This is a genomic window from Lacihabitans sp. CS3-21, from assembly GCF_024343675.1.
In the GTDB taxonomy this organism is placed as follows: domain Bacteria; phylum Bacteroidota; class Bacteroidia; order Cytophagales; family Spirosomataceae; genus Leadbetterella.
Genome location: NZ_RJUD01000006.1, coordinates 1 through 20,222, shown reverse-complemented (window position 1 = coordinate 20,222; position 20,222 = coordinate 1). Strand labels below are relative to the sequence as shown.

At 36.5% G+C, this 20,222-nt stretch carries 17 protein-coding genes, 1 tRNA gene and 1 pseudogene; 13 read left to right on the top strand and 6 right to left on the bottom strand.

The annotated features are described in order from the left end of the window. Nucleotides 1-85 precede the first annotated feature (85 nt). On the bottom strand, nucleotides 86-2,494 hold the full coding sequence (locus EGI24_RS05505) for a 3-hydroxyacyl-CoA dehydrogenase/enoyl-CoA hydratase family protein (RefSeq protein WP_255047355.1): 2,409 nt from the start codon (nucleotides 2,492-2,494) through the stop codon (nucleotides 86-88). A 212-nt stretch (nucleotides 2,495-2,706) separates the two neighbouring features. Between EGI24_RS05505 and EGI24_RS05500 the strand changes: the two genes are divergently transcribed. From EGI24_RS05500 to EGI24_RS05465, 8 genes are all read left to right on the top strand, one after another. Continuing rightward, entirely contained in the window at nucleotides 2,707-3,102 is a 396-nt protein-coding gene (locus EGI24_RS05500) for a MerC domain-containing protein (protein WP_255047354.1), read from the top strand. A gap of 150 nt (nucleotides 3,103-3,252) precedes the next feature. Next, the gene (locus tag EGI24_RS05495) at nucleotides 3,253-4,284 is read left to right on the top strand and encodes a rod shape-determining protein (RefSeq protein WP_255035915.1); all 1,032 of its coding nucleotides are present in this window, start codon (nucleotides 3,253-3,255) and stop codon (nucleotides 4,282-4,284) included. Nucleotides 4,285-4,363: 79 nt separating this feature from the next. Further along, entirely contained in the window at nucleotides 4,364-5,215 is an 852-nt protein-coding gene (gene mreC / locus EGI24_RS05490) for a rod shape-determining protein MreC (protein WP_255047353.1), read from the top strand. Next, nucleotides 5,216-5,734: a hypothetical protein gene (locus EGI24_RS05485; RefSeq protein ID WP_255047352.1), complete on the top strand. Its 519-nt coding sequence runs from the start codon at nucleotides 5,216-5,218 to the stop codon at nucleotides 5,732-5,734. Between the two features lie 3 nt (nucleotides 5,735-5,737). Then, the gene (locus EGI24_RS05480; protein ID WP_255047351.1) at nucleotides 5,738-6,928 is read left to right on the top strand and encodes a serine hydrolase; all 1,191 of its coding nucleotides are present in this window, start codon (nucleotides 5,738-5,740) and stop codon (nucleotides 6,926-6,928) included. A 14-nt stretch (nucleotides 6,929-6,942) separates the two neighbouring features. Then, nucleotides 6,943-8,262, top strand: a complete 1,320-nt coding sequence (locus EGI24_RS05475) for a vanadium-dependent haloperoxidase (RefSeq protein WP_255047350.1) — start codon at nucleotides 6,943-6,945, stop codon at nucleotides 8,260-8,262. Between the two features lie 55 nt (nucleotides 8,263-8,317). Beyond that, nucleotides 8,318-9,151, top strand: coding sequence for a 1-acyl-sn-glycerol-3-phosphate acyltransferase (locus EGI24_RS05470; RefSeq protein WP_255047349.1), 834 nt, complete (start codon nucleotides 8,318-8,320; stop codon nucleotides 9,149-9,151). Between the two features lie 6 nt (nucleotides 9,152-9,157). Beyond that, the gene (locus EGI24_RS05465; protein ID WP_255047348.1) at nucleotides 9,158-10,069 is read left to right on the top strand and encodes a DMT family transporter; all 912 of its coding nucleotides are present in this window, start codon (nucleotides 9,158-9,160) and stop codon (nucleotides 10,067-10,069) included. Between the two features lie 6 nt (nucleotides 10,070-10,075). Here EGI24_RS05465 and EGI24_RS05460 read toward each other — a convergent pair whose 3' ends face one another. The 3 genes from EGI24_RS05460 to priA form a co-directional block, all read right to left on the bottom strand. Continuing rightward, nucleotides 10,076-11,440 (bottom strand): CotH kinase family protein, encoded by a 1,365-nt coding sequence (locus EGI24_RS05460; RefSeq protein ID WP_255047347.1) that lies wholly within the window; start codon nucleotides 11,438-11,440, stop codon nucleotides 10,076-10,078. Between the two features lie 102 nt (nucleotides 11,441-11,542). Then, nucleotides 11,543-11,905: a phage holin family protein gene (locus tag EGI24_RS05455; RefSeq protein ID WP_255047346.1), complete on the bottom strand. Its 363-nt coding sequence runs from the start codon at nucleotides 11,903-11,905 to the stop codon at nucleotides 11,543-11,545. Nucleotides 11,906-11,918: 13 nt separating this feature from the next. Beyond that, nucleotides 11,919-14,420, bottom strand: a complete 2,502-nt coding sequence (priA, locus tag EGI24_RS05450; protein ID WP_255047345.1) for a primosomal protein N' — start codon at nucleotides 14,418-14,420, stop codon at nucleotides 11,919-11,921. Nucleotides 14,421-14,695: 275 nt separating this feature from the next. Here priA and EGI24_RS05445 point away from each other — a divergent pair, with 275 nt between their 5' ends. From EGI24_RS05445 to EGI24_RS05435, 3 genes are read left to right on the top strand one after another with little or no spacing between them, the layout of a single operon-like run. Then, a complete protein-coding gene (locus tag EGI24_RS05445; protein ID WP_255047344.1) occupies nucleotides 14,696-15,214 on the top strand; it encodes an RNA polymerase sigma factor in 519 nt (172 codons plus the stop codon). A gap of 15 nt (nucleotides 15,215-15,229) precedes the next feature. After that, nucleotides 15,230-16,690: an NAD(P)/FAD-dependent oxidoreductase gene (locus EGI24_RS05440; protein ID WP_255047343.1), complete on the top strand. Its 1,461-nt coding sequence runs from the start codon at nucleotides 15,230-15,232 to the stop codon at nucleotides 16,688-16,690. A 14-nt stretch (nucleotides 16,691-16,704) separates the two neighbouring features. Further along, on the top strand, nucleotides 16,705-17,541 hold the full coding sequence (locus EGI24_RS05435; protein WP_255047342.1) for a phytoene/squalene synthase family protein: 837 nt from the start codon (nucleotides 16,705-16,707) through the stop codon (nucleotides 17,539-17,541). Nucleotides 17,542-17,543: 2 nt separating this feature from the next. Here the strand turns inward: EGI24_RS05435 and EGI24_RS05430 are convergent, their stop codons facing one another. After that, on the bottom strand, nucleotides 17,544-18,425 hold the full coding sequence (locus tag EGI24_RS05430; RefSeq protein ID WP_255047341.1) for a PIG-L family deacetylase: 882 nt from the start codon (nucleotides 18,423-18,425) through the stop codon (nucleotides 17,544-17,546). A gap of 452 nt (nucleotides 18,426-18,877) precedes the next feature. Between EGI24_RS05430 and EGI24_RS05425 the strand changes: the two genes are divergently transcribed. After that, nucleotides 18,878-19,339, top strand: a complete 462-nt coding sequence (locus tag EGI24_RS05425; RefSeq protein ID WP_255047340.1) for a hypothetical protein — start codon at nucleotides 18,878-18,880, stop codon at nucleotides 19,337-19,339. A gap of 161 nt (nucleotides 19,340-19,500) precedes the next feature. On the opposite strand, the gene EGI24_RS05420 is transcribed toward EGI24_RS05425, so the two are convergent. Beyond that, a tRNA-Phe gene (locus EGI24_RS05420) sits at nucleotides 19,501-19,576 on the bottom strand. 159 nt (nucleotides 19,577-19,735) lie between these two features. Between EGI24_RS05420 and EGI24_RS05415 the strand changes: the two are divergent. Further along, a pseudogene (locus EGI24_RS05415) lies at nucleotides 19,736-20,222 on the top strand (Fe-S oxidoreductase); the annotation flags it as partial.

The window sequence follows — 20,222 nt, the reverse complement described above, 5'->3', positions numbered from 1 at the left end:
TTTTAATCCATTTTTGTTAATCCTAATTTCGTCGCTTCGGCTTGTGTCCGGTGGCTGAGCGGAGCCGAAGCCAGCGGAGTCGAGGCTAGTTTCTCGGTGGTTTACCTCCACTCAATAATCCTTGCATACGCTCCATGGTTTTGCGTTCTCCGCAAAGGGAAAGAAAAGCTTCTCTTTCTAGCTCAAGCAAATATTTCTCACTCACCAATTGCGGATAGCTCAAATCTCCACCGCAAATTACATACGCCAGTTTCTCAGCAATAAACGCATCGTGATCAGTGATATAGTTGGCCATTCTCATTGATTTTATACCAGCTTTGAAAAGAGCGATTCCCGTTTTTCCTTGCACTTTGATGTCCGTTCTTCTAATAGGCTGGGTATAACCATTTTCGGCAAGTTCAATTGCTGATTGTTTGGCTTCGGCTATCAGACGGCTGCGGTTTAGCACGATCTGGTCACGATTAGTTTTCAGATAATTCATTTCAAAAGCCTCTTGAACCGAAGTAGAAACTTTCGCCTGAGCAATGTTCATAAATGCAGCTTGAAGAATATTCAACTCAGCGTCGCCAGGTTGGTACAAATCAGAGGCTCTCAGAGCCATCTCTTTTGTTCCACCACCTGCTGGTATCAAACCAACGCCCAATTCTACCAATCCCATATAGGTTTCAGCCGAAGCCACCACTTTATCAGCATGTAGGTTGATTTCGCAACCTCCACCTAAGGCCAAAGAGTGAGCAGCAGTAACTACTGGAATAGACGAATATCTAGCACGCATCATGGTTTCCTGAAACTGTGCAATCATGAGATCAATTTCGTCATACTCTTGCTCAACGGCAAACATAAACAACATGGCCAAATTTGCACCTGCCGAAAATGCCTCTTGACTATCGTTACCTATTACCAAACCTCTAAAATCTTTTTCGGCTAAACCATAGGCTTTATTCAAAGCTTCCACTGGCTCAGCACCCAAAGTATTCATTTTTGATTGGAATTCGACGCCCAAGATGCCATCACCCAAATCAAAGATAGAAGCACCTGCATTTTTCCAAACTACATTGGTTTTACGGATATTATCCAAAATTATAAACGACTCTGTACCAGGAATAACCTTGTAAGATTTATAAGGAATATCATAATAGAGCTTTTTGCCATTTTCTATTTTGTAGAAAGACTCACATCCAGCGGCCAACATATCATAAACCCACTGAGCAGGTTTTTGATTTTGCCCTTCCATCATATCTAGAAAAGCCTTCACTCCTACTGCATCTGCTGTAGCAAAAAGACCCAATTGCCAACCAAAACCTGCACAAATGGCGTCGTCAATTTTATACAATTCATCCGCCACTTCAGGGATTCTGAAAGAGGCATATTTGAATGCGTCAGCAAAAGTTTTTCTGTAGAATTCGCCCGCTTTGTCAGTACCTTTTAATAATACTGGAATTCTCCCTGCCACCGTATCAATTCCTTTGGTGGTTTCTAAGGTAGCAAATTTTACTTTTTCAGATGGACGGTATTCCATCGTGGCAAAATCCAATCCAAGTATTACCGTTTTACCGCTTTCGTCTTTGGTTTTTTTGTAAAAACCTTGTCCTGTTTTATCACCCAGCCACTTGTTTTCCATCAACTTAGCCATGATGGTAGGCAATTTAAATGCCTCTACCGACTCATCATTGGTCAAAATAGCCGAAAGGTTATTACATACGTTTACAGTAGTATCAAGTCCTACAACATCTGAAAGTCTGAACGAACCTGACTTTGGTCTACCTACTATAGAACCAGTAAGTTTATCTACTTGCTCAATCGTCAGTCCAAGTTCCTCGGTAGCTCTGATGGTTTGCACCATGGCATAAATTCCCAATCTGTTGGCAATAAACGCAGGGGTATCTTTACACAAAACGGTTTGTTTTCCAAGGAAAAGATCACCATAATGCATCAAGAAGTCTATGATAGCCTGATCTGTTTTTGGACCAGGAATAATTTCTAATAATCTTAAGTATCTCGGTGGATTAAAGAAGTGGGTTCCACAGAAGTTCTTTTGAAAATCATCGCTTCTACCTTCGGCCATTAGATGAATAGGAATGCCAGAGGTGTTAGAAGTTACTAAAGTACCAGGCTTGCGGTGCTGCTCTACTTTGTCATAAATCAATTTCTTAATTTCAAGTTTTTCTACAACAACTTCTATCACCCAATCAACATCTTTGATTTTGACCATATCGTCCTCAAAGTTGCCCAATTTCACTTTTGCTAAAGATTTCTGACTATATATAGGAGAAGGACTCGCTTTGCAAGCCGCTTGAAACAAATCACTTACGATTCTATTTCTCACTATTGGACTCGAAATATCCAATCCTTTGGCTTTTTCTGTGTCGTTGGGTTCTTTCGGAACCATGTCTAACAACAAAACTTCGCAACCGATATTGGCAAAATGAAGAGCAATACGGCTACCCATAATGCCAGCACCTAAAACGGTTACTTTCTTTATCGATTTTTTCATAAATCCTGAATTATTATTTAAAGGTCAAATAAAACACTTCTTAATTTGAAAACAAAAAAATTAGTATGCAAGCATAACAATTACAAATCTATTACTTCCAAAATTATTATGCAAGCATACTATTAAAAAAATAATATTATATGCCCACTTGGAACGATTTCTTGAATTAGATGATTACATTTGCAGCGTTGTTGCATTTACTATTAGGAAAAATGTTAAAAAGAATTAGAAAACATTCACATTTGCTTCATAAGACAGGTATGGCCTTATCATTTCTGTGCTTGATTCACTGTTTATCAATGCCATTCATTATTACAATTTTACCCTTGGTGGCGAAAGGATTTCTAAATCACACCTTAGAAATAATCTTAGTGGTCACCAGTATTTTTATTGCTGTGGCATTACTCACCAAAGATTATAAGGTACATCATAAAACGACACCACTTATATTATTATTAGGAGCGAGTATTTTACAATATATTGGCCTATTTGTGGTTATAGAAAAGCAGGAATCGATGTTTGTAATTTCAGGGTCTATTTTGATGGCCATTTCCTATCTCACGAATTGGAATATGCACCAGAAAACATGCTCAAATCACAGTCACTGAAACCTCCTATTTTATAAGGAAATTATCAAATATTGCAAAGAAATACCTTGAATTGCTAGTTTTTAATAAAAACGAAGTCTTTAAAGATATTTGAAAAATAAATTATAAATTTGCACTTTCATTTTTTAAAAGTATAACCCAAAAGCTTCGATGGCTGGATTTTTTAGTTTCCTTACAAGCGATATTGCGATAGATTTAGGTACTGCAAATACCTTAATCATATATAAAGACCAGATTGTGGTAGATGAGCCGTCGATCATCGCCCTAGACAAGGTATCTGGAAAAGTGTTAGCCATAGGCCATAAGGCTATGCAAATGCACGAAAAAACCAACGAAAACATAAAAACTATCAGACCTCTTAAAGACGGAGTTATTGCAGACTTTACTGCTGCTGAGCTTATGATCAGAGGTTTGATAAAAATGATAAATACAGGTCGTAATCTTTTCTTTTCTCCTTCACACCGCATGGTGATTTGTATACCTTCGGGAATTACTGAAGTGGAAAAAAGAGCTGTAAAGGATTCTGCTGAACACGCAGGAGCTAAGGAGGTTTATATGGTTCATGAGCCTATTGCGGCAGCAATCGGTATCGGCATTGACATCGAGCAACCAAACGGCTCAATGATAGTTGATATAGGTGGTGGTACAACAGAAATTGCAGTTATTGCACTTTCAGGTATTGTTTGTGAATCTTCTGTGCGTATTGCCGGTGATTTGTTTACAAGAGACATTGTGGACTACATGCGTAGAGAGCACAACTTATTAATAGGTGAGCGTTCAGCAGAATTTATTAAGATTCAAGTTGGTTCAGCTTTACCAGACCTTGAAAATCCACCTGCTGATATTGAAATCAGAGGTCGTGACTTGATGACGGGTATTCCAAAAGAAATAAAAGTTACTTATAGTGAGATAGCTTATGCTTTGGACAAATCAATTTCTAAGATTGAGGAAGCCATCATGAGAGCTTTAGAAATGTCTCCACCAGAACTTTCAGCAGATATTTACGAAAATGGAATCTATCTTACTGGAGGTGGAGCATTGTTGCACGGACTCGACAAGAGATTGGAAGTAAAAACCAAGTTGCCAATTCACGTGGCTGATGATCCATTAAAGGCTGTGGTAAGAGGTACTGGTGAAATCTTGAAAAATCTTGATAAATATCAGGCGGTTTTGGTTCAGTAATTTTCTTTTTTAAAAAATATTTTATTAGGGTATCCATTCATAAACAATTTGGATACCTTTTTTTTAAATATAACGATTCATGTCTCAACTATTCGGAATATTATATAGAATCAGACATTTTTTCATGTTTCTGTTTTTACAGATTGCATGTTTCTACTTGATTTCCAAAAACAGTGTCTATTGGAATGTTACATTCTTCAATACTACCAATACGGCGGTGGCCAAGTCTCTTAGGGTTTCTCAAAACGTGAGAGAATTTATGAACTTAGGCAAAGTAAACGACCAGTTGGCTTTGGAAAACAAAAAACTGAGAGAAGAACTCACCAAATCTAATGAGCTGATAACTTTAAAAGAAGTTGGCTATAAACCAGACTCTACAATGGCAGAGAGGTTTGATTTTCTGGTGGCCAAAGTAATTAGTAGCACTGAAAATCTCACAGATAATTATATCACTATTGATAAAGGTACTAAGCATGGTATAAAGCCAGGAATGGGGGTTATCTGTCCGCAAGGAGTGGTTGGGCAAGTAATGTCTTGCAACGAAGATTTCTCAAGAGTTTCTTCTATTTTACACTCCAACTTTCAGGTTTCGTCTGAAATTCTAGGCAAAAAACTCAGGAAAGAAGAAGTTACAGCACTTGGAATTGGTAAATGGGGTGGCACTAATCCGAGTATTATGCAATTGACAACTGTGGACAGATTCAAGCCGGTTAGCAAAGGAGATAGTGTTGTTACATCAATGCAAAATTCCATTTTCCCTCCAAAAATAATGATAGGTAGGATTAGTAAGATTTCAGCTTCACCTAGTGAGGCTTTTTATGATATTAATGTAAGACTTTCGACAGATTTCTCTAGTTTAGTATATGTTTATGTGGTTAATAATAAACTTATAGAAAAACAGAGTCAAGTAGAAGCAAAACCCGTAAATTAAGTGAACACTCAAACATTATTTAAAGTAATAGGCACCGTATTGTTATACCTATTTTTACAGGTATTCATTGTACGCAACTTGGTGTTTTTTGAGGTAGCATTCTGTTTTGTTTATATCTCAATAATCCTTTTCCTACCCAGCAATACACCCGTATCTGCTGTATTATTGATAGCTTTTTTGACAGGACTTTCAGTCGATTTATTTTACAATACCGCCGGTATGCACGCCTCAGCGAGTTTATTATTGGCATTTTTGAGGAGCTACATTATCAAAGTGTTGTTTCCTACCAAAGGGTTGGATACCGAACTGGTCATATCACTTGACGGTATGGGTATGGAGCGATTTATTAGATATATCGTTATTCTTACTTTTATACATCACGTATATTTATTTTTTCTTGAAGCTGGGTCACTTAATTATTTCCTCAATACCTCACTAAAAGTTGTAGCGAGTGTTATGTTTACTTCTGTGGTGACCTTCCTCCTTCATGTATATTTTAAAAGTCTTCAAAATTCTTAATAGATGCATTTTTTACGGGTTGCGGTGGGTGTGGTGTTTGGTTTGAGTTTATTGAGTGGTTGTATCAATAAAGAAAAGGCTACAACTGCAGAAAAACCCATTGAAAAAGTACTTACTGAAAAAGAAAAGAAAAAAATTAGGAAAGAAATCAATGCCGATTATAAAGCAAAGCTTATTTCAGAATTGATAAACAAAAAAGTAAGGGCAGGGTTTAATGGAAGTGTTTTGATAGCTCAGAAAGGTATCGTAATCTATGAAAATGCTTTCGGCTTTTCTAAAGATACAATTCCGAACACAAAAGCGTCAAAGTTTCAACTGGCTTCATTATCAAAAACCTTCACGGCGGTAGCCATAATGAAGATGGTTCAAGATGGACAAATTGGACTTGATAATACTGTAAAAGATTATTTTCCGAAGTTTCCTTATGATGGAGTAAGTATTCGAAGTTTGCTTTCTCACCGATCAGGCTTGCCTTATTATCAATACGAGTTTGATGTAAAAGTAAGGTCAGAAAAAATATATCCTACCAACCAACAAATGATGGATTGGTTTGCAAATGCCGTTCCAACGCCACGACCGCTGAACCAGCCAGACCACTTTTTTTCCTACAACAACACTAATTATGCCGTATTGGCGGCCCTAGTAGAAAAGGTTTCTGGCAAATCATTTGATGATTATTTGAAAGAAAAAATACTTTTACCAGCGGGTATGACGGATACTTTTACAGGCGTTTCAAAAAATCCTAAGCTGAACATAAACAAAACCGTTGGATACCAAAACGGCCGAAAGCTAGAGAAAGATTTCTATGACGACATCATGGGCGATAAGGGAATATATTCAACAACTGGAGATTTGCTAAAATGGTATAACGTACTGAAATCTGAGAGTATTTTGAGCAAAGAAAACCTCAGAGAAATGTATACCCCTAGAAGTTTTGAACACCCAGGTTTAAGAAATTACGGCTATGGATTCAGGCTGTGGGTCAACGAATTGCAACAAACAGACTATATTTATCACACCGGTTGGTGGAAAGGCTACAATACTATTATGTTTTTTGATTTAAGAGAAGATTTTGTAGTAATTTTGTTAAGTAATAAGTACAACCGAGATGTGTATAACGTGAAAGAAATCGTTAACGTTTTACATGGAAGAGAAAAGCAAAGTACCCTAGAAGAAAATATTTTAGATCAGTAAATATTAACCAACCAATGAAAAAGTATGTCATATTACTTGCAGTAGTGATTTTCTCTGCTTGTAAATCAAAAACCGCAAAAGAATACAGCAAGGTTACTGACAACCCAGAGTTTATACACAATGCTTACGAAAAACTTACAGACGTAATCATTCATGACATTTTTTCTCCTCCAGTTTCATCCAGAATTTACGCTTATGCTACCATTGCAGGATATGAGGCATTGATTTCAGGCAATCCAAACTACCAAACTATGGCTGGCCAGTTGAATGGATTGACAGAATTTCCAAAACCCGAAGCAGGAAAAGAATATTGTCATTCATTGGCAAGTGTAAAAGCCATTATGACAATTGCCCGGACTTTGACCTTCACGGTCACGAAATATGACGCCTTCGAAAAAGAGACCTATCAAAAATTCAAAGATGCTGGAGTTCCCTCTGATGTTTATGATAGATCCATGTCTTTTGGAGAAGAAGTAGCGAAGCATGTTTTGGCTTATTCTAAAAAAGACAACTACCTACAAACCAGAGGATTGAGATACTCAGTGAAATCTACTGGCGACAAATGGGTCCCTACCCCTCCACAGTACGCAGATGCTATGGAACCCTATTGGCCTACCATAAGAACTTTGGCTATTGATTCAGCAGGTCAATTTCAACCAGCTCCTGTTATCCCTTTTTCGAAAGACCCCAACAGTCCGTTCAGAAAAGAAGTTAAGGCGGTATATGAAACTGTGAACAATTTGACACAAGAACAGAAAGATATTGCATGGTTTTGGGATGACAATGCATTTGTAATGAATGTGCAAGGCCACGTAATGTTTGCCAACAAAAAAATGACTCCTGGAGGACATTGGATGGCTATTACAAGAACAGCTTGCCAACAAACCATCAAAAATATTTATGAAGCACAAGATGCTTATTTAAGAGTTGCAATATCATTATTTGACGGTTTCATAGCTTGTTGGCACGAAAAATACAGAACAGAAAAAATTAGGCCAGAGACGGTAATAAATGCAGACTTGGACCCTAAATGGATGCCCTTTTTGCAAACGCCTCCGTTTCCAGAATACACTTCTGGGCATAGTACTATTTCTGCTGCTTCTGCCGAAGCACTAACTGCTTGTTTTGGTGACAATGTAGCGTTTACAGACTCTACAGAATTTAAATACGATCATGGTGTGAGAAAATTTGCCTCATTCAGAGCAGCCGCACAAGAGTCATCTATCAGTCGGGTATATGGAGGTATCCATTACTTGTCCGGCTGCGAGGAAGGCAATAAGGCTGGCACTAGGCTTGGACAGTTCATCGCCGCAAAACTAAAAACCAAAAAATAAACAACAACAGATAAAGCCCTGAAAATGGGCTTTTTGTTTTTTTAAAATATTCATTATGATTTATATCGTTTTACGCCAATTTATTAGATTCGTATTAAGATTTTATATCAAAAAAGTCGAGGTGAATGGAATGGAAAATTTGCCACTAAAAGGACCCGTTATGCTAGCTGGCTTTCACCCCAACTCGTTTTTAGACGCACTTATCATTAACTGTAAAGTTGATCGCCCCATTTGGTCTTTAGCAAGAGGCGATGCTTTCAAAAAGCCATTAGCTCGTAAAATCCTTTCCCAGTTTTTTATGATGCCTATTTATAGAATATCTGAAGGCAAAGAATATTTAGGCAAAAATGATGAAACCTTTGAGCGTTGCTCCGAGATTTTTAAAAATAAAAGCCAAGTACTGATTTTTAGCGAAGGGCTATGCACCAATCAAACAGAGCTATTACCCCTTAAAAAAGGCACTAGCAGGCTGGCTATGCAAACCTGGATGTCGGGTTCCGAAATGGTTATAGTACCTGTGGCGGTAAACTATAATGAATTTGGTAAAATTGGCAAAAACATAACCCTTAACTTTGGCCCCACCATCAAAAAAACCGACTTTGATGAATTGGCCATGGATGGTAAGGCCATTAAGACTTTTAATGAAAAATTAACTGCGGGATTGACCAAATTGGTGAGCAGAGACTTTAATAAGCCCACTGTTGGTAGTTCTTGGTTTTTTTACTTATCTTATATTTTACATTACCCTCTGCATATACTTTTAGGTGCATTTGTAAAAGCTAAGACGAAAGGAACTGTTTTTTACGATTCTATATATGTAGGATTATTGATTATTTGTTTGCCTCTTTACTGGCTTGGTTGTTATTTTATTCTGAAAACATTCATTTAAAAAACCTTGAGCGACAACTCCAAAAAAGGGCTATTATATATGCTAGGAGCAGCATTTTGTTTCTCCGTATCGGGTGCTTGTACAAAAATTTTAGGCAAACGAATAAGCTCAGTAGAATTGGTCTTTTTTAGAAATATTATAGGTGTCCTGTTTGTGCTTTTCACCATTTACAGACGCCCGTTGGTTCAAGTTGGTGGCAAAATGAGCCTCCTGATTTTCAGGGGGGTTATTGGGACTTTGGCATTATACACCTTCTTCTTTAGCATAACAAAAATTGGCCTTGCCGAGGCCATCACCTATCAGCAATCGTATCCTATCCTTCTGGCTTTGTTAGGCGGTTATTTTTTGAAAGAAAAAATAGATTTCAAAAACTGGCTTGCTGTAATTGTCGGTTTCATAGGTATTTGCTGTATATTTTTACCACAATTTAGGATTGATATCACCTCTATAAAATATCATACTTTTGGCTTAGCAAATGCTATTATGACGGCACTTGCATATATGAGTATCAAGCAATTAAGTGGATACTACGACGCTCGCTCCATTGTGCTTTCATTTATGTTTTCGGGCATTGTATTACCCATCATTTCGATGATTGTAGGTCAATATATTTATATCGATTCTCTTGCTTTTCTATTTGGAAGTTTCAACCGGCCAATCGGAATTGAATGGCTCTGGATAATTACCCTTGCATTATCGGCACTCGTCGGGCAAATATTATTGACGAAGGCATTTACATACGGCAATACGGGTGAGGTTTCAGCCATAGGCTACAGCAATATTGTGTTTTCAGTTATATTCGGAGTTATACTAGGTGACAGTTTCCCAAATGCACTAAGTTTGCTAGGTATACTTCTCATCATAGCCTGTGGCGTTTATATTTCATTTAGAAAAAATGTGGTAAAAACTGCAGAATAATTCTGCTTAGAGTTTGGGTAATTCTTTATCCATCCAAATCAATCTTTGTTTAAGCCAATTTTTAATCATTTCAACTTCTTGATCATTGCTCCCTTTCGTTTCGTTGGGTTCTATTCTTTTATTCAAAATTCTCCAACGGTCAAAATTTCGCTCAACCGCTTTGGTGTTTTTAAGGTAATTTACCTGGTTATTAATATTTTGAATCAATTCTACTTCTGAAAACTCATTTTGTCTCAAGATATTCCATCGGGTATTTAGTTTTTCTACAAATAATTTATCTTGTAAAAGTCTATTCCACCAAAACGGTACCACCCATAGGTCGTCTCCACAATATTTGTTGTATTCAAAAATCCAAAAGTTCTGGTTTTCTTTGTTCATATTATGACAAAAACCTTTGCTACCAAGTGACAAGTCAAAGTCCCAAATTGGACCCATTTTGAGTTTATCTCCTCTTTCTTTTTGCAAATAAGTGCTGATTCTGTATCCGTCGAAGTTTTGAAAAAGCTCGGTAAGTAGAAAATAATCTATGAAACTGTCCTCATCGATGTAATTTCTAAAACCTAGTTTTGGGTCTGAAAAATCAGAAGATGCCAGTGCTTTTTCAAATAGATGCACATAGTTGTTAATATAATCCTTTTGTAGTTCAGAAATATTTTCTGACTTGGGGTAATCGTATAGAAAGTGAATCTTAGAGTTTTTAGAAATCTTTCCAGACTGGTCATATCTTGAGGTAATAGCGTTCGATTTGTTGTAATCGTCTTGATTAGAAAATCCTGACCCAACCGTTTTGTCAATTTTCAAAATATAACCCCCAGAAATAGAATCGGAAGCGGAGGTTTTGGCGGATAGTTTAGAAACATTTACTCTTTCTTTACCTCGCTTAATTTTTTCCATTAAGACATATAGCCCTTTGAAGTCGCCGTTGATTTCTACCTCCACAAACTGCGTTTTTGGTGCATATCTACCAATTTTATTTGACACTTGATAGGCTATCACATTCCTTATCAATGACTTGTCTGCATAAGGCCCATGTAGAATCCAATCTTCTTCCCTTGGTAAATTTAGTAGACTTCCAGAAATACCTTTGTTAGTTTCATCCCATAATTCTATTCCATACGATTTTTTTTCATAGAACATTTGAGACACCGCCCCTCTATATTCAATGCCAATTCTCGAAGAAAACAATAAAGTATCTTTCATGAAAATCTGCATTATTGCGGCAGTTTTAGGCTCATCTATGATTTTTTTTCTGGTTGAAATCTTAATAAACGGAATCGGATCTCCAGAAACTTGAAGTGCTTGATGAATAGATTCTTCAGTGCTACTGCCACACGAAAACAACACAACAATTAATAGTAGAACTTTGTACATTTTATATTGAATGAGTTTTCTTTTAGGTAATTCGATCCTATATTAAATACTGAGGCTCAACTTTACCTATTGTTAAATAAAATGTAATAACCACAATCTTTTCTACACCCCAACTTCATCCAAGGCCTCCGCCACTTTATTTTTTATAATAGCTTCTACTTTAGCCTTTTGTGTGTTAAAAATATACCATAGAATCAAATAAACAGCTGCAAAAATGGCATAGCCAGCATATGAAGTATTTGTCAAATAATTGATCCCTATGGCCAACAAAATATTTAAAAATAGGAATCCCATAAACAGAAAAACAGCCATAACAACTTTAACCACAATACCCGAAATCAATCCTTCTATTTTTTCCTGAACCTCCAATTTCTTGAGTTCAAACTTCGCTTCTATAAGCTTTATCAAATTCTCTTTTAGCTCATCTATTTTGAAATAATCCGATATTGACGACTTTATGCTCATAATATTTATTGATTTAAACAGCATCCACATTTACTACTACCTGCACAGATTTGAACTTTTTTTCAGTAACCAAATTTACTATTTCTTTTTGTAGAAACGCTTTCGTGGCCTGAATATTCATTTTATCTTTCTCTAGCTTCAACCAAATCTCAAACAGATATTTATTCCGAATTCGCTCAACCAATGCACGTTCTGGCCCCATGACTCTGGTCTTTCCAAGCTGATTTTCTAAAGCATGAGCCAATTTGGCCGCCGCTTGATGAGCCAAGGTCTGATCAACATCTTTTACGGTAATCTCAATAATTCTCGAAAAAGGAGGGTAATTATACCCTTCTCTTTCAATGACTTCAGACGCATAAAAACCTTCGTAATCATTATTTAATACAAACTGCAAGATTCTGTTTTGTGGACTACCTGTTTGTATCAATACCCTGCCCTTTTGCTCCCTCCTACCTGCACGGCCACTCACCTGGGTTATTAGCTGAAACGCCCGTTCGGCTGCCCGAAAGTCTGGAAAGTGAATCATCTTATCCGCATTATAAATTCCCACCAAGCTCACATGGTCAAAATCGAGGCCCTTAGATACCATCTGTGTACCCACCAAAACATCTACCTCTCCTTTTTCAAATTCTCCAATGATGTTTTGATAAGCATTCTTGCTTCGTGTGGTATCCAAATCCATTCTCAAAATCTTAGCTTCGGGAAATATTTCAAACAAATCCTCTTCTATTTTTTCAGTGCCAACTCCTACCGATTTTACTTTGGTTGATCCGCAATCTGGGCAAATTTGAGGAACGGCCTCTCTATGTCCACAATAATGACAAACCAGTGTTTTCTCGGCCAAATGATAAGTAAGCGAAACCGCACATTGATCGCAGTGACCTATCCAGTTACATTCTTGGCAATTCAAATAAGGTGCGTAACCTCTTCTGTTTAGAAATATGATCGTTTGTTGTTTATTGGCCAAGTTCTGAGACATTTCGGTTAAAAGCTCCGAACTGAACTCTTTTACAAGTGTCTTCTCTTTTCGTTCTTTTTTCATATCCACTAGCCTGATATCCGGCAGTTGAGCATCCCCAAATCTCACATTAAGACTAACCAATCCATATTTGCCGTTTTTTGCCTGAAAAAAAGACTCAATAGAAGGTGTAGCGGAACCAAGAAGAACTTTTGAACGAACTTTCAGAGCCAACATAATGGCCACATCTCGTGCGTGATAACGAGGGGCAGGGTCAAATTGCTTGTAAGAAGATTCATGCTCTTCGTCAACAATTATAAGGCCCAAGTTGGTAAATGGCAGAAATATGGCGGACCGAACACCTACAACGAACTGAAACTTCCCCTCTAGGATTCCTTTCCAAACTTCCACACGTTCGTTATCGGAAAACTTAGAGTGATAAACACCCATAGAATCACCAAAAACCACCCTTAATCGATTCACAATTTGAGTAGTTAAAGCAATTTCTGGAAGTAAAAACAAGACCTGCGAACCCGAATCCAAAACTTTCTGAATAAGATCGATATAGATTTCTGTCTTGCCCGAACCTGTAATACCATGAAAAAGCACTACTTCGTTTTGGGTAAATGAATCCATTATTTGGTCAGAGGCTTTTTGTTGTGGTTCGGAAAGCTGCATTTGAGCCATCGAACCAAGATCTTCACCACCAAACCTTGACACGACAATCTCGAATTCTTCAAAAATACCTTTATCAAGCAAAGTCTTTAGTGAAGATTCCGATATATCACCAGACTTTAGTATACTTTTGGCAATACCTTCTTTGTTTTTGTAATGAAGCTCATTGATGGGCACATGGCTCAGATATTCCAACAAAACCTCTTGCTGCTTGGTACTTTTTTCAAGCATTTCTATCAAAGATAATATTTCATCTGTGCCTTCAAACACACGTTTCAACCGGATCTTCTTAACAATCTTAGGTCTATATTTATCTTTTACTTCCTCAAAAAGAATAATGGCATGCTTAGCTACTAGTTCTTTGATGGTTTTATTGATATCTGGCTTATCAAAGAAACGCCCAACTTCGTCGTAACTCAAAGATTCCTCCTTAATAAGTATATCCATCAGTTGTGTTTCTTCCTCTGATAGTAACTCAGGATGGGCAAAATCAGGATTATATTGAATTCTAGACTGACTACTAATTTTCAAACCTGCTGGCAATGCTATGTTCATCACCTCGCCTACGTAACACATGTAATACTCGGCCACCCAGTCAAACAGCCACAATTGCATTGCGGTAACAACTGGCTCTATATCAAGCAGTTCTTGCACATATTTGGCTTGATACTTCGGAGGTGGATTGTTATGTATTTTTACAATAACCGCTGTCAAAACGCGTGACTTGCCAAATTCCACCACTACTCTTGAGCCCACTTTAGCCAAAGAACTCATTTCTCGAGACAACCTATATGTGAAATACTGAGGAATGGGCACAGGCAAAACCACGTCCACAAAAAGTGTCTGCTCCACACCTAAAAATTCGCTGCTCTCACTTATCATATACAAATTTAAAATTTGAGGCTTGAAAACACTATATATATCAAAAATTATATGTTTGATGTGAAAAAACAAACAACCTCAAAAATCCAAAAGCAGATGAAATTCGTATGTTTGTTTAACAATAAAAGAAAAACATTAAACAGTATAATTGTACTTATTTAAGAATAAATTAAACCTTTAGGGGTTTTGTTTAATCTTTTTCAATATAAGTTAAACATAATTTTTTCTTTTGTTTAATCTTTTTAACATTTGCTTAAACAAATTAAAACAATCAAATGACTGCGATAGAATTTAATTATGCTTTACAAACCAACACCAAAACGCTAAAGCCTTTTGCGATGAGGTTGACTAAAAATTATGACGATGCCAATGATTTGGTACAGGATACATTGGTAAAGGCGTTCTTAAATAAAGATAAGTATGCCGACGGTACCAATCTGAAAGCATGGTTATTCACTATCATGAAAAATACATTTATCACAAACTATCAAAGGATGATGCGTAAGAATACCATCATAGATACCAGTGATAATTTGCACTACATTAATTCTTCTGACAGTATAGTTCAGAATGATGCTTATGGTAATTTTGCCAACGAGGACATAAGTAAAGCTCTAGAAAAATTGGACGATACTTATAAAGAACCGTTTATGATGTACTTTAACGGCTTTAAATATCATGAAATTGCTGAAAAAGTGGCAATTCCTATTGGTACTGTAAAAAATAGAATACATTTGGCAAGAAAAGAGTTGAAGGATAGACTCAAAATTTATTCTAATACACAAACCGTCTAATCTAGAGAAAAAAATTTGAAAAAAGTTATTGTAATTGGTTCTGGTTTTGCAGGAATATCTGCCGCTACAAAACTTGCGAATGAGGGTTTTGATGTGACAATATTGGAAAAAAATGCCGATTATGGTGGCCGAGCAAGGGTTTTCAGTACTGGTGGGTTTAAGTTTGACATGGGCCCAAGCTGGTACTGGATGCCCGATGTTTTTGAACGATACTTTGCCGAGTTCGGTAAAAAACCCTCAGACTATTACAAACTTGTCAGACTCGATCCTTCTTATAAAGTCATTCTTACAAATGGTAAGGAAGTCGATTTACCTGCCAATCTACAAGATCTAAAAGCCCTTTTTGAAAAACTAGAGCCTGGCTGTGGTAAAAGTTTTGATCTTTTTTTTGAAGAAGCCAAATACAAATATGTAACTGGAATGGGCGAATTTGTGTGGAAGCCCTCTTTGTCCTTTAGAGAATTTTTTGATTTTCGTCTATTAACAAAAGCGATTAGTTTAGACCTTTTTGCATCATTTGGAAAACACCTCAGAAAATTCTTTAAGAACGATGATTTACTGAAAATTTTGGAATTTCCAGTATTGTTTTTGGGAGCTACGCCAAACGATACTCCCGCTTTATATAGTTTGATGAACTATGCCGAAATGGCACTTGGTACATGGTATCCTATGGGTGGCATGCACGAAATTATCAAGGGAATGGTTAGTTTAGCCGAAGAAAAAGGTGTAAAATTTATAAACAATCAGGAGGTAAAAGAGATCATTTCAGTAGATAATTTAGTAACTAAAATTATTACCAAAGACCAGGTTTACTACGCTGACGTGGTGGTAAGTGGTGCTGACTATGAACACACAGAAAGTTTGCTCAATGGTCAAAGAAACTATAGCCAAAAATATTGGAACAAACGACTGATGGCTCCTTCCTCTTTACTATATTATGTAGGTATAGATCGTAAAGTAGATAAACTTGAACATCATAATCTGTTTTTTGATGAAGATTTCAATTTACATGCCGATGAGATTTACAAAAATCCTAAGTGGCCATCTAAGCCTTTATTTTATGTTTCTGCACCATCCAAAACCGACCCATCGGTAGCTCCAGAAGGAAAAGAAAATCTATTCTTATTGATTCCTATTGCTCCTGATTTGGAAGACGACGAAAAAACAAGAGAAAAATATTTCGATATCATGATCGAAAGGCTTGAGAAATACGTAAATCATGATGTCAGAAGACACGTGATTTATAAAAAAAGTTACGCTGTAAGTGATTTCAAAGCTGATTATCATGCTTTCAAAGGAAATGCATATGGCCTTGCCAATACACTTTTACAAACAGCATTTCTCAAACCAGCTCTAAAAAATAAGAACTTGAAAAATATGTATTATACCGGCCAACTTTCAGTCCCAGGTCCAGGAGTTCCTCCTGCACTGATTTCAGGTCTAGTAGTAGGTGAGTATATTGCTAAAAATCATTAAAACCCTGATTAAGAATGTTTTCATTGTATGAAAAATCAACCTTCGGATGTAGCAAGCTCGTAACAGAGCTTTACAGCACATCTTTCTCTTTGGGCATAAAAACGCTCAATAAGCGGTTTCATGACCCTATATACGGGATATATGGGTTTGTACGTTTTGCTGATGAAATCGTAGATACTTTTCATGAATTTGACAAGAAATATCTCCTTGAAAAGTTTAAATCTGATACCTATGAAGCCATTGAAACAAGAATAAGTTTAAACCCTATTCTTCATTCATTTCAAAAAATAGTTCATCAGTATCAAATTGACCGTGAGCTAATCGATGCTTTTCTTTACAGCATGGAGATGGATCTTGGCCAAATAGTATATGACGACAGCAAGTACAAAGAATACATTTATGGTTCGGCCGAAGTTGTGGGTTTAATGTGCCTTAAGGTATTTGTGGAAGGTAATGAAGAACAATATGATAGCCTAAAAACAGATGCAAGAAGCCTAGGGGCTGCATTTCAAAAGGTCAACTTTTTGAGGGATTTAAAAAGCGATTATCAAGAACGTGGCCGCGTGTATTTCCCTCAGATAGATATGAGCAATTTCTCAGCCTTTGCGAAAAAAGAAATTGAAAAGGATATACAAATTGACTTTGATAACGCACTCAGGGGAATCCTAAACTTACCTGTGGGAGCCCGCTCTGGTGTTTATTTGGCTTATGTTTATTATTTGAAGCTATTCAAAAGAATCAAAAAAACCTCTGCAGCTAAAATTCAAACGCAAAGAGTGCGAGTGCCTGATTTTATTAAATTTACGCTCTTAGCTAAAACTTTAGTAAAAGGCCATCTGGGAGTATTATAATTTTATTTGGTTTCATAACCCGACTTACGAATTTTCTCAAAAAACCTGGAAGTGGCTTCGATGCCACTTTCTGCATTTATATCGAAATACCAAAACGTCTCCAAATCGCCACGATGCATTGAACCGTTCATATCGCCACTTTGCGATTTATGACAAGCTTTTACCCAATCGGCCACTATCATATAGCTATGCTTGTTATTTTCTCCGAAACCATACGACCTATCAAAATAAAAGACTGGGACTTTGGAAGAAACCTTGGTTTCCGAAAATCCATCCAACATCTCAAAATTATAGGTGTAACCTTTGTTCAAAGCCCTACCACCCAAAACAATCGGCTTTTTGGCCGAACTCAGATTGCTGACAGCTCTTATTGCTAAAATACTGGCTGTTTTGTGATGAGCATGCTGTTCGGCACTCGGCACCAAGCAAAACACATAATCGTATTGTCCGACTTCCAATATCTTGTTCAGTTTTTTCTCACAAAAGGTCATATCCCAGCGTTTTCCTTCGAAAAAAGGTTTAGGGTCAATCTGGTAAAAATCATCGAGTTGGTCAAAAAAGAAAAAGTTTCTAATACCCATCACTTCGCCTGCACACATCAATTCTTTCTTACGAAGTAAAGGAAGAGCGGCCCTACCCGTGGCCGAATCCGTAAGGTTTTTGCCATAGTAAGTAGAAGCTATCAATCCATTATATCCACCCGAGGCGTCGGTAATCAAGGCCAAATCTACCGTACCTTTCAGTTCCCGAGTAATCTTAAAAACCGTTGCTGGAAACATCGTCTCATCGTCGGGATGGGCAGTGACAATTAGCACTTTGGGACCTTGGGCGATAAGGAAATTAGAGGCAAGGAAAAGCAAGAAAAAACTGAAAATTGTTCTCATATTCTTCAAGGGTTGAATAAATAAATTCTATTTTGTATTAACAAATTTAGAAGAATTTGTGGGAATGGCAAGAAAGAGTTTGATTCCTTTAGGATATAAACTTGGTCAAATTAAAATTTAAAATTTGCTAGTGAATGATTAAAGAATATTTGGTTTTTTGAGATGTCTATGCGACGCAAAAAATGGGAGATTGAATTTTATGCAGTCACTACAAGTGTAAATAATGCTTTCTTAATACTTGAAATAATTAGAATACATTCAGATGAATTATTAATGACTTTATTCACATCATTAAACGAACGTATGAAAGATTTAAAAGTAATAGTAAACTTCGCTTTTTTAACCCCCTTCATGATTTTTTGTAAGTCAATACATACACGTAAAGAAAATACAAAAATTAGTATTAGTAAAAGAGTTTTTTTTGCATCCTTTGTTAAACATAAATATTAAAAATGTCTAAAATCGTCAAAATACTTCCGTTCTACTTTTTACTACACTATTTATTTAGTTGTACTGATTCTTCCAAACCCATTGGTGAAGAATCTAGCAAAGGAGAATCCACTTTAATTGAAACTAACAATTCTGAGGCAGTGGAATTGATAAACTTTTCAAATGAAGATATTGCTAGATTTGCAATTTCTTCTATAATGGGAACTCCTTCTAAAAAAATTAAAGTACGTTATGAAAATGGAATATATTATTTGTCCTATATTAGAAAATCCGATTCAACAAAATGGGAAAATAGAGTTAAAATAGAAGGAAGAGAAATATTTTGGGCTAGCTTAGAAGGACGCTGGCGTATTTCAAAAGAGGATGAAAAAATTAGTTTTGAAGAGATTGGTAGCAAGTTAAAAATAACTCAAGTTTTTAGTGACGGGGGAGTAGTTATAAAAGAATTTAAAAAAGGAGATTGATTCAGGAATTACAAAAAAATCTATTAGCAATTTGTTTTAAGGAAACTTATTCCGATTTAGTTAAAAAAACAGGTGAAAATTTAAAAACTGTCCCCCAAAATGTCCCCGAATAGAAACAAAAAAAGGTAAATTATTCATAATGAATAACTTACCTCTTTAAGTGGTGGTGATGGACGGAATCGAACCGCCGACACAAGGATTTTCAGTCCTTTGCTCTACCAACTGAGCTACATCACCAAAGTGATTTCACCACCTACCGATGTGTATCGGTACCCGTTTGGGACTGCAAAATTAGGGAAAAAGTTTTTAATAACAAATTTCAACTAAAAAAAACATAATTTTTTTTTCGACCGTTTGTTTTGTTACACTTTTTCTTGATATTTGTACATAGTATGCATGCATACCATTATTCTAATAATAGACAACATGAATATTCTTCCTCAAATTCTGTTTTTGATTGCTTTAGGCACTGCTGCATACTTTATTGGTCGCAGAGTAAACCTCATCAGGAAAACCATACTATTGGGAAAAGCTGAAAACCGATACGATAATCCTAGTCAAAGGCTAAAAAACATGCTATTGCTGGCTTTTGGACAGAAAAAAATGTTTGCTAAACCCATAGTGGCGATTCTGCATTTAGCGGTATATGTAGGCTTTATCATCATCAATCTTGAAGTGCTAGAAATTGTTTTGGATGGACTTTTGGGTACCCATCGTATTTTTTTAGAGCCTTTGGGTAACGTTTACTCATTTTTGATAAATTTCTTTGAAATACTGGCTTTGGCTGTAATAGTGGCTTGTGTGGTGTTCTTGATCAGACGAAACATAACCAAAGTGGAGCGTTTACAGGAAAGTCGCCACCGTGAAATGAAAAGTTGGCCTG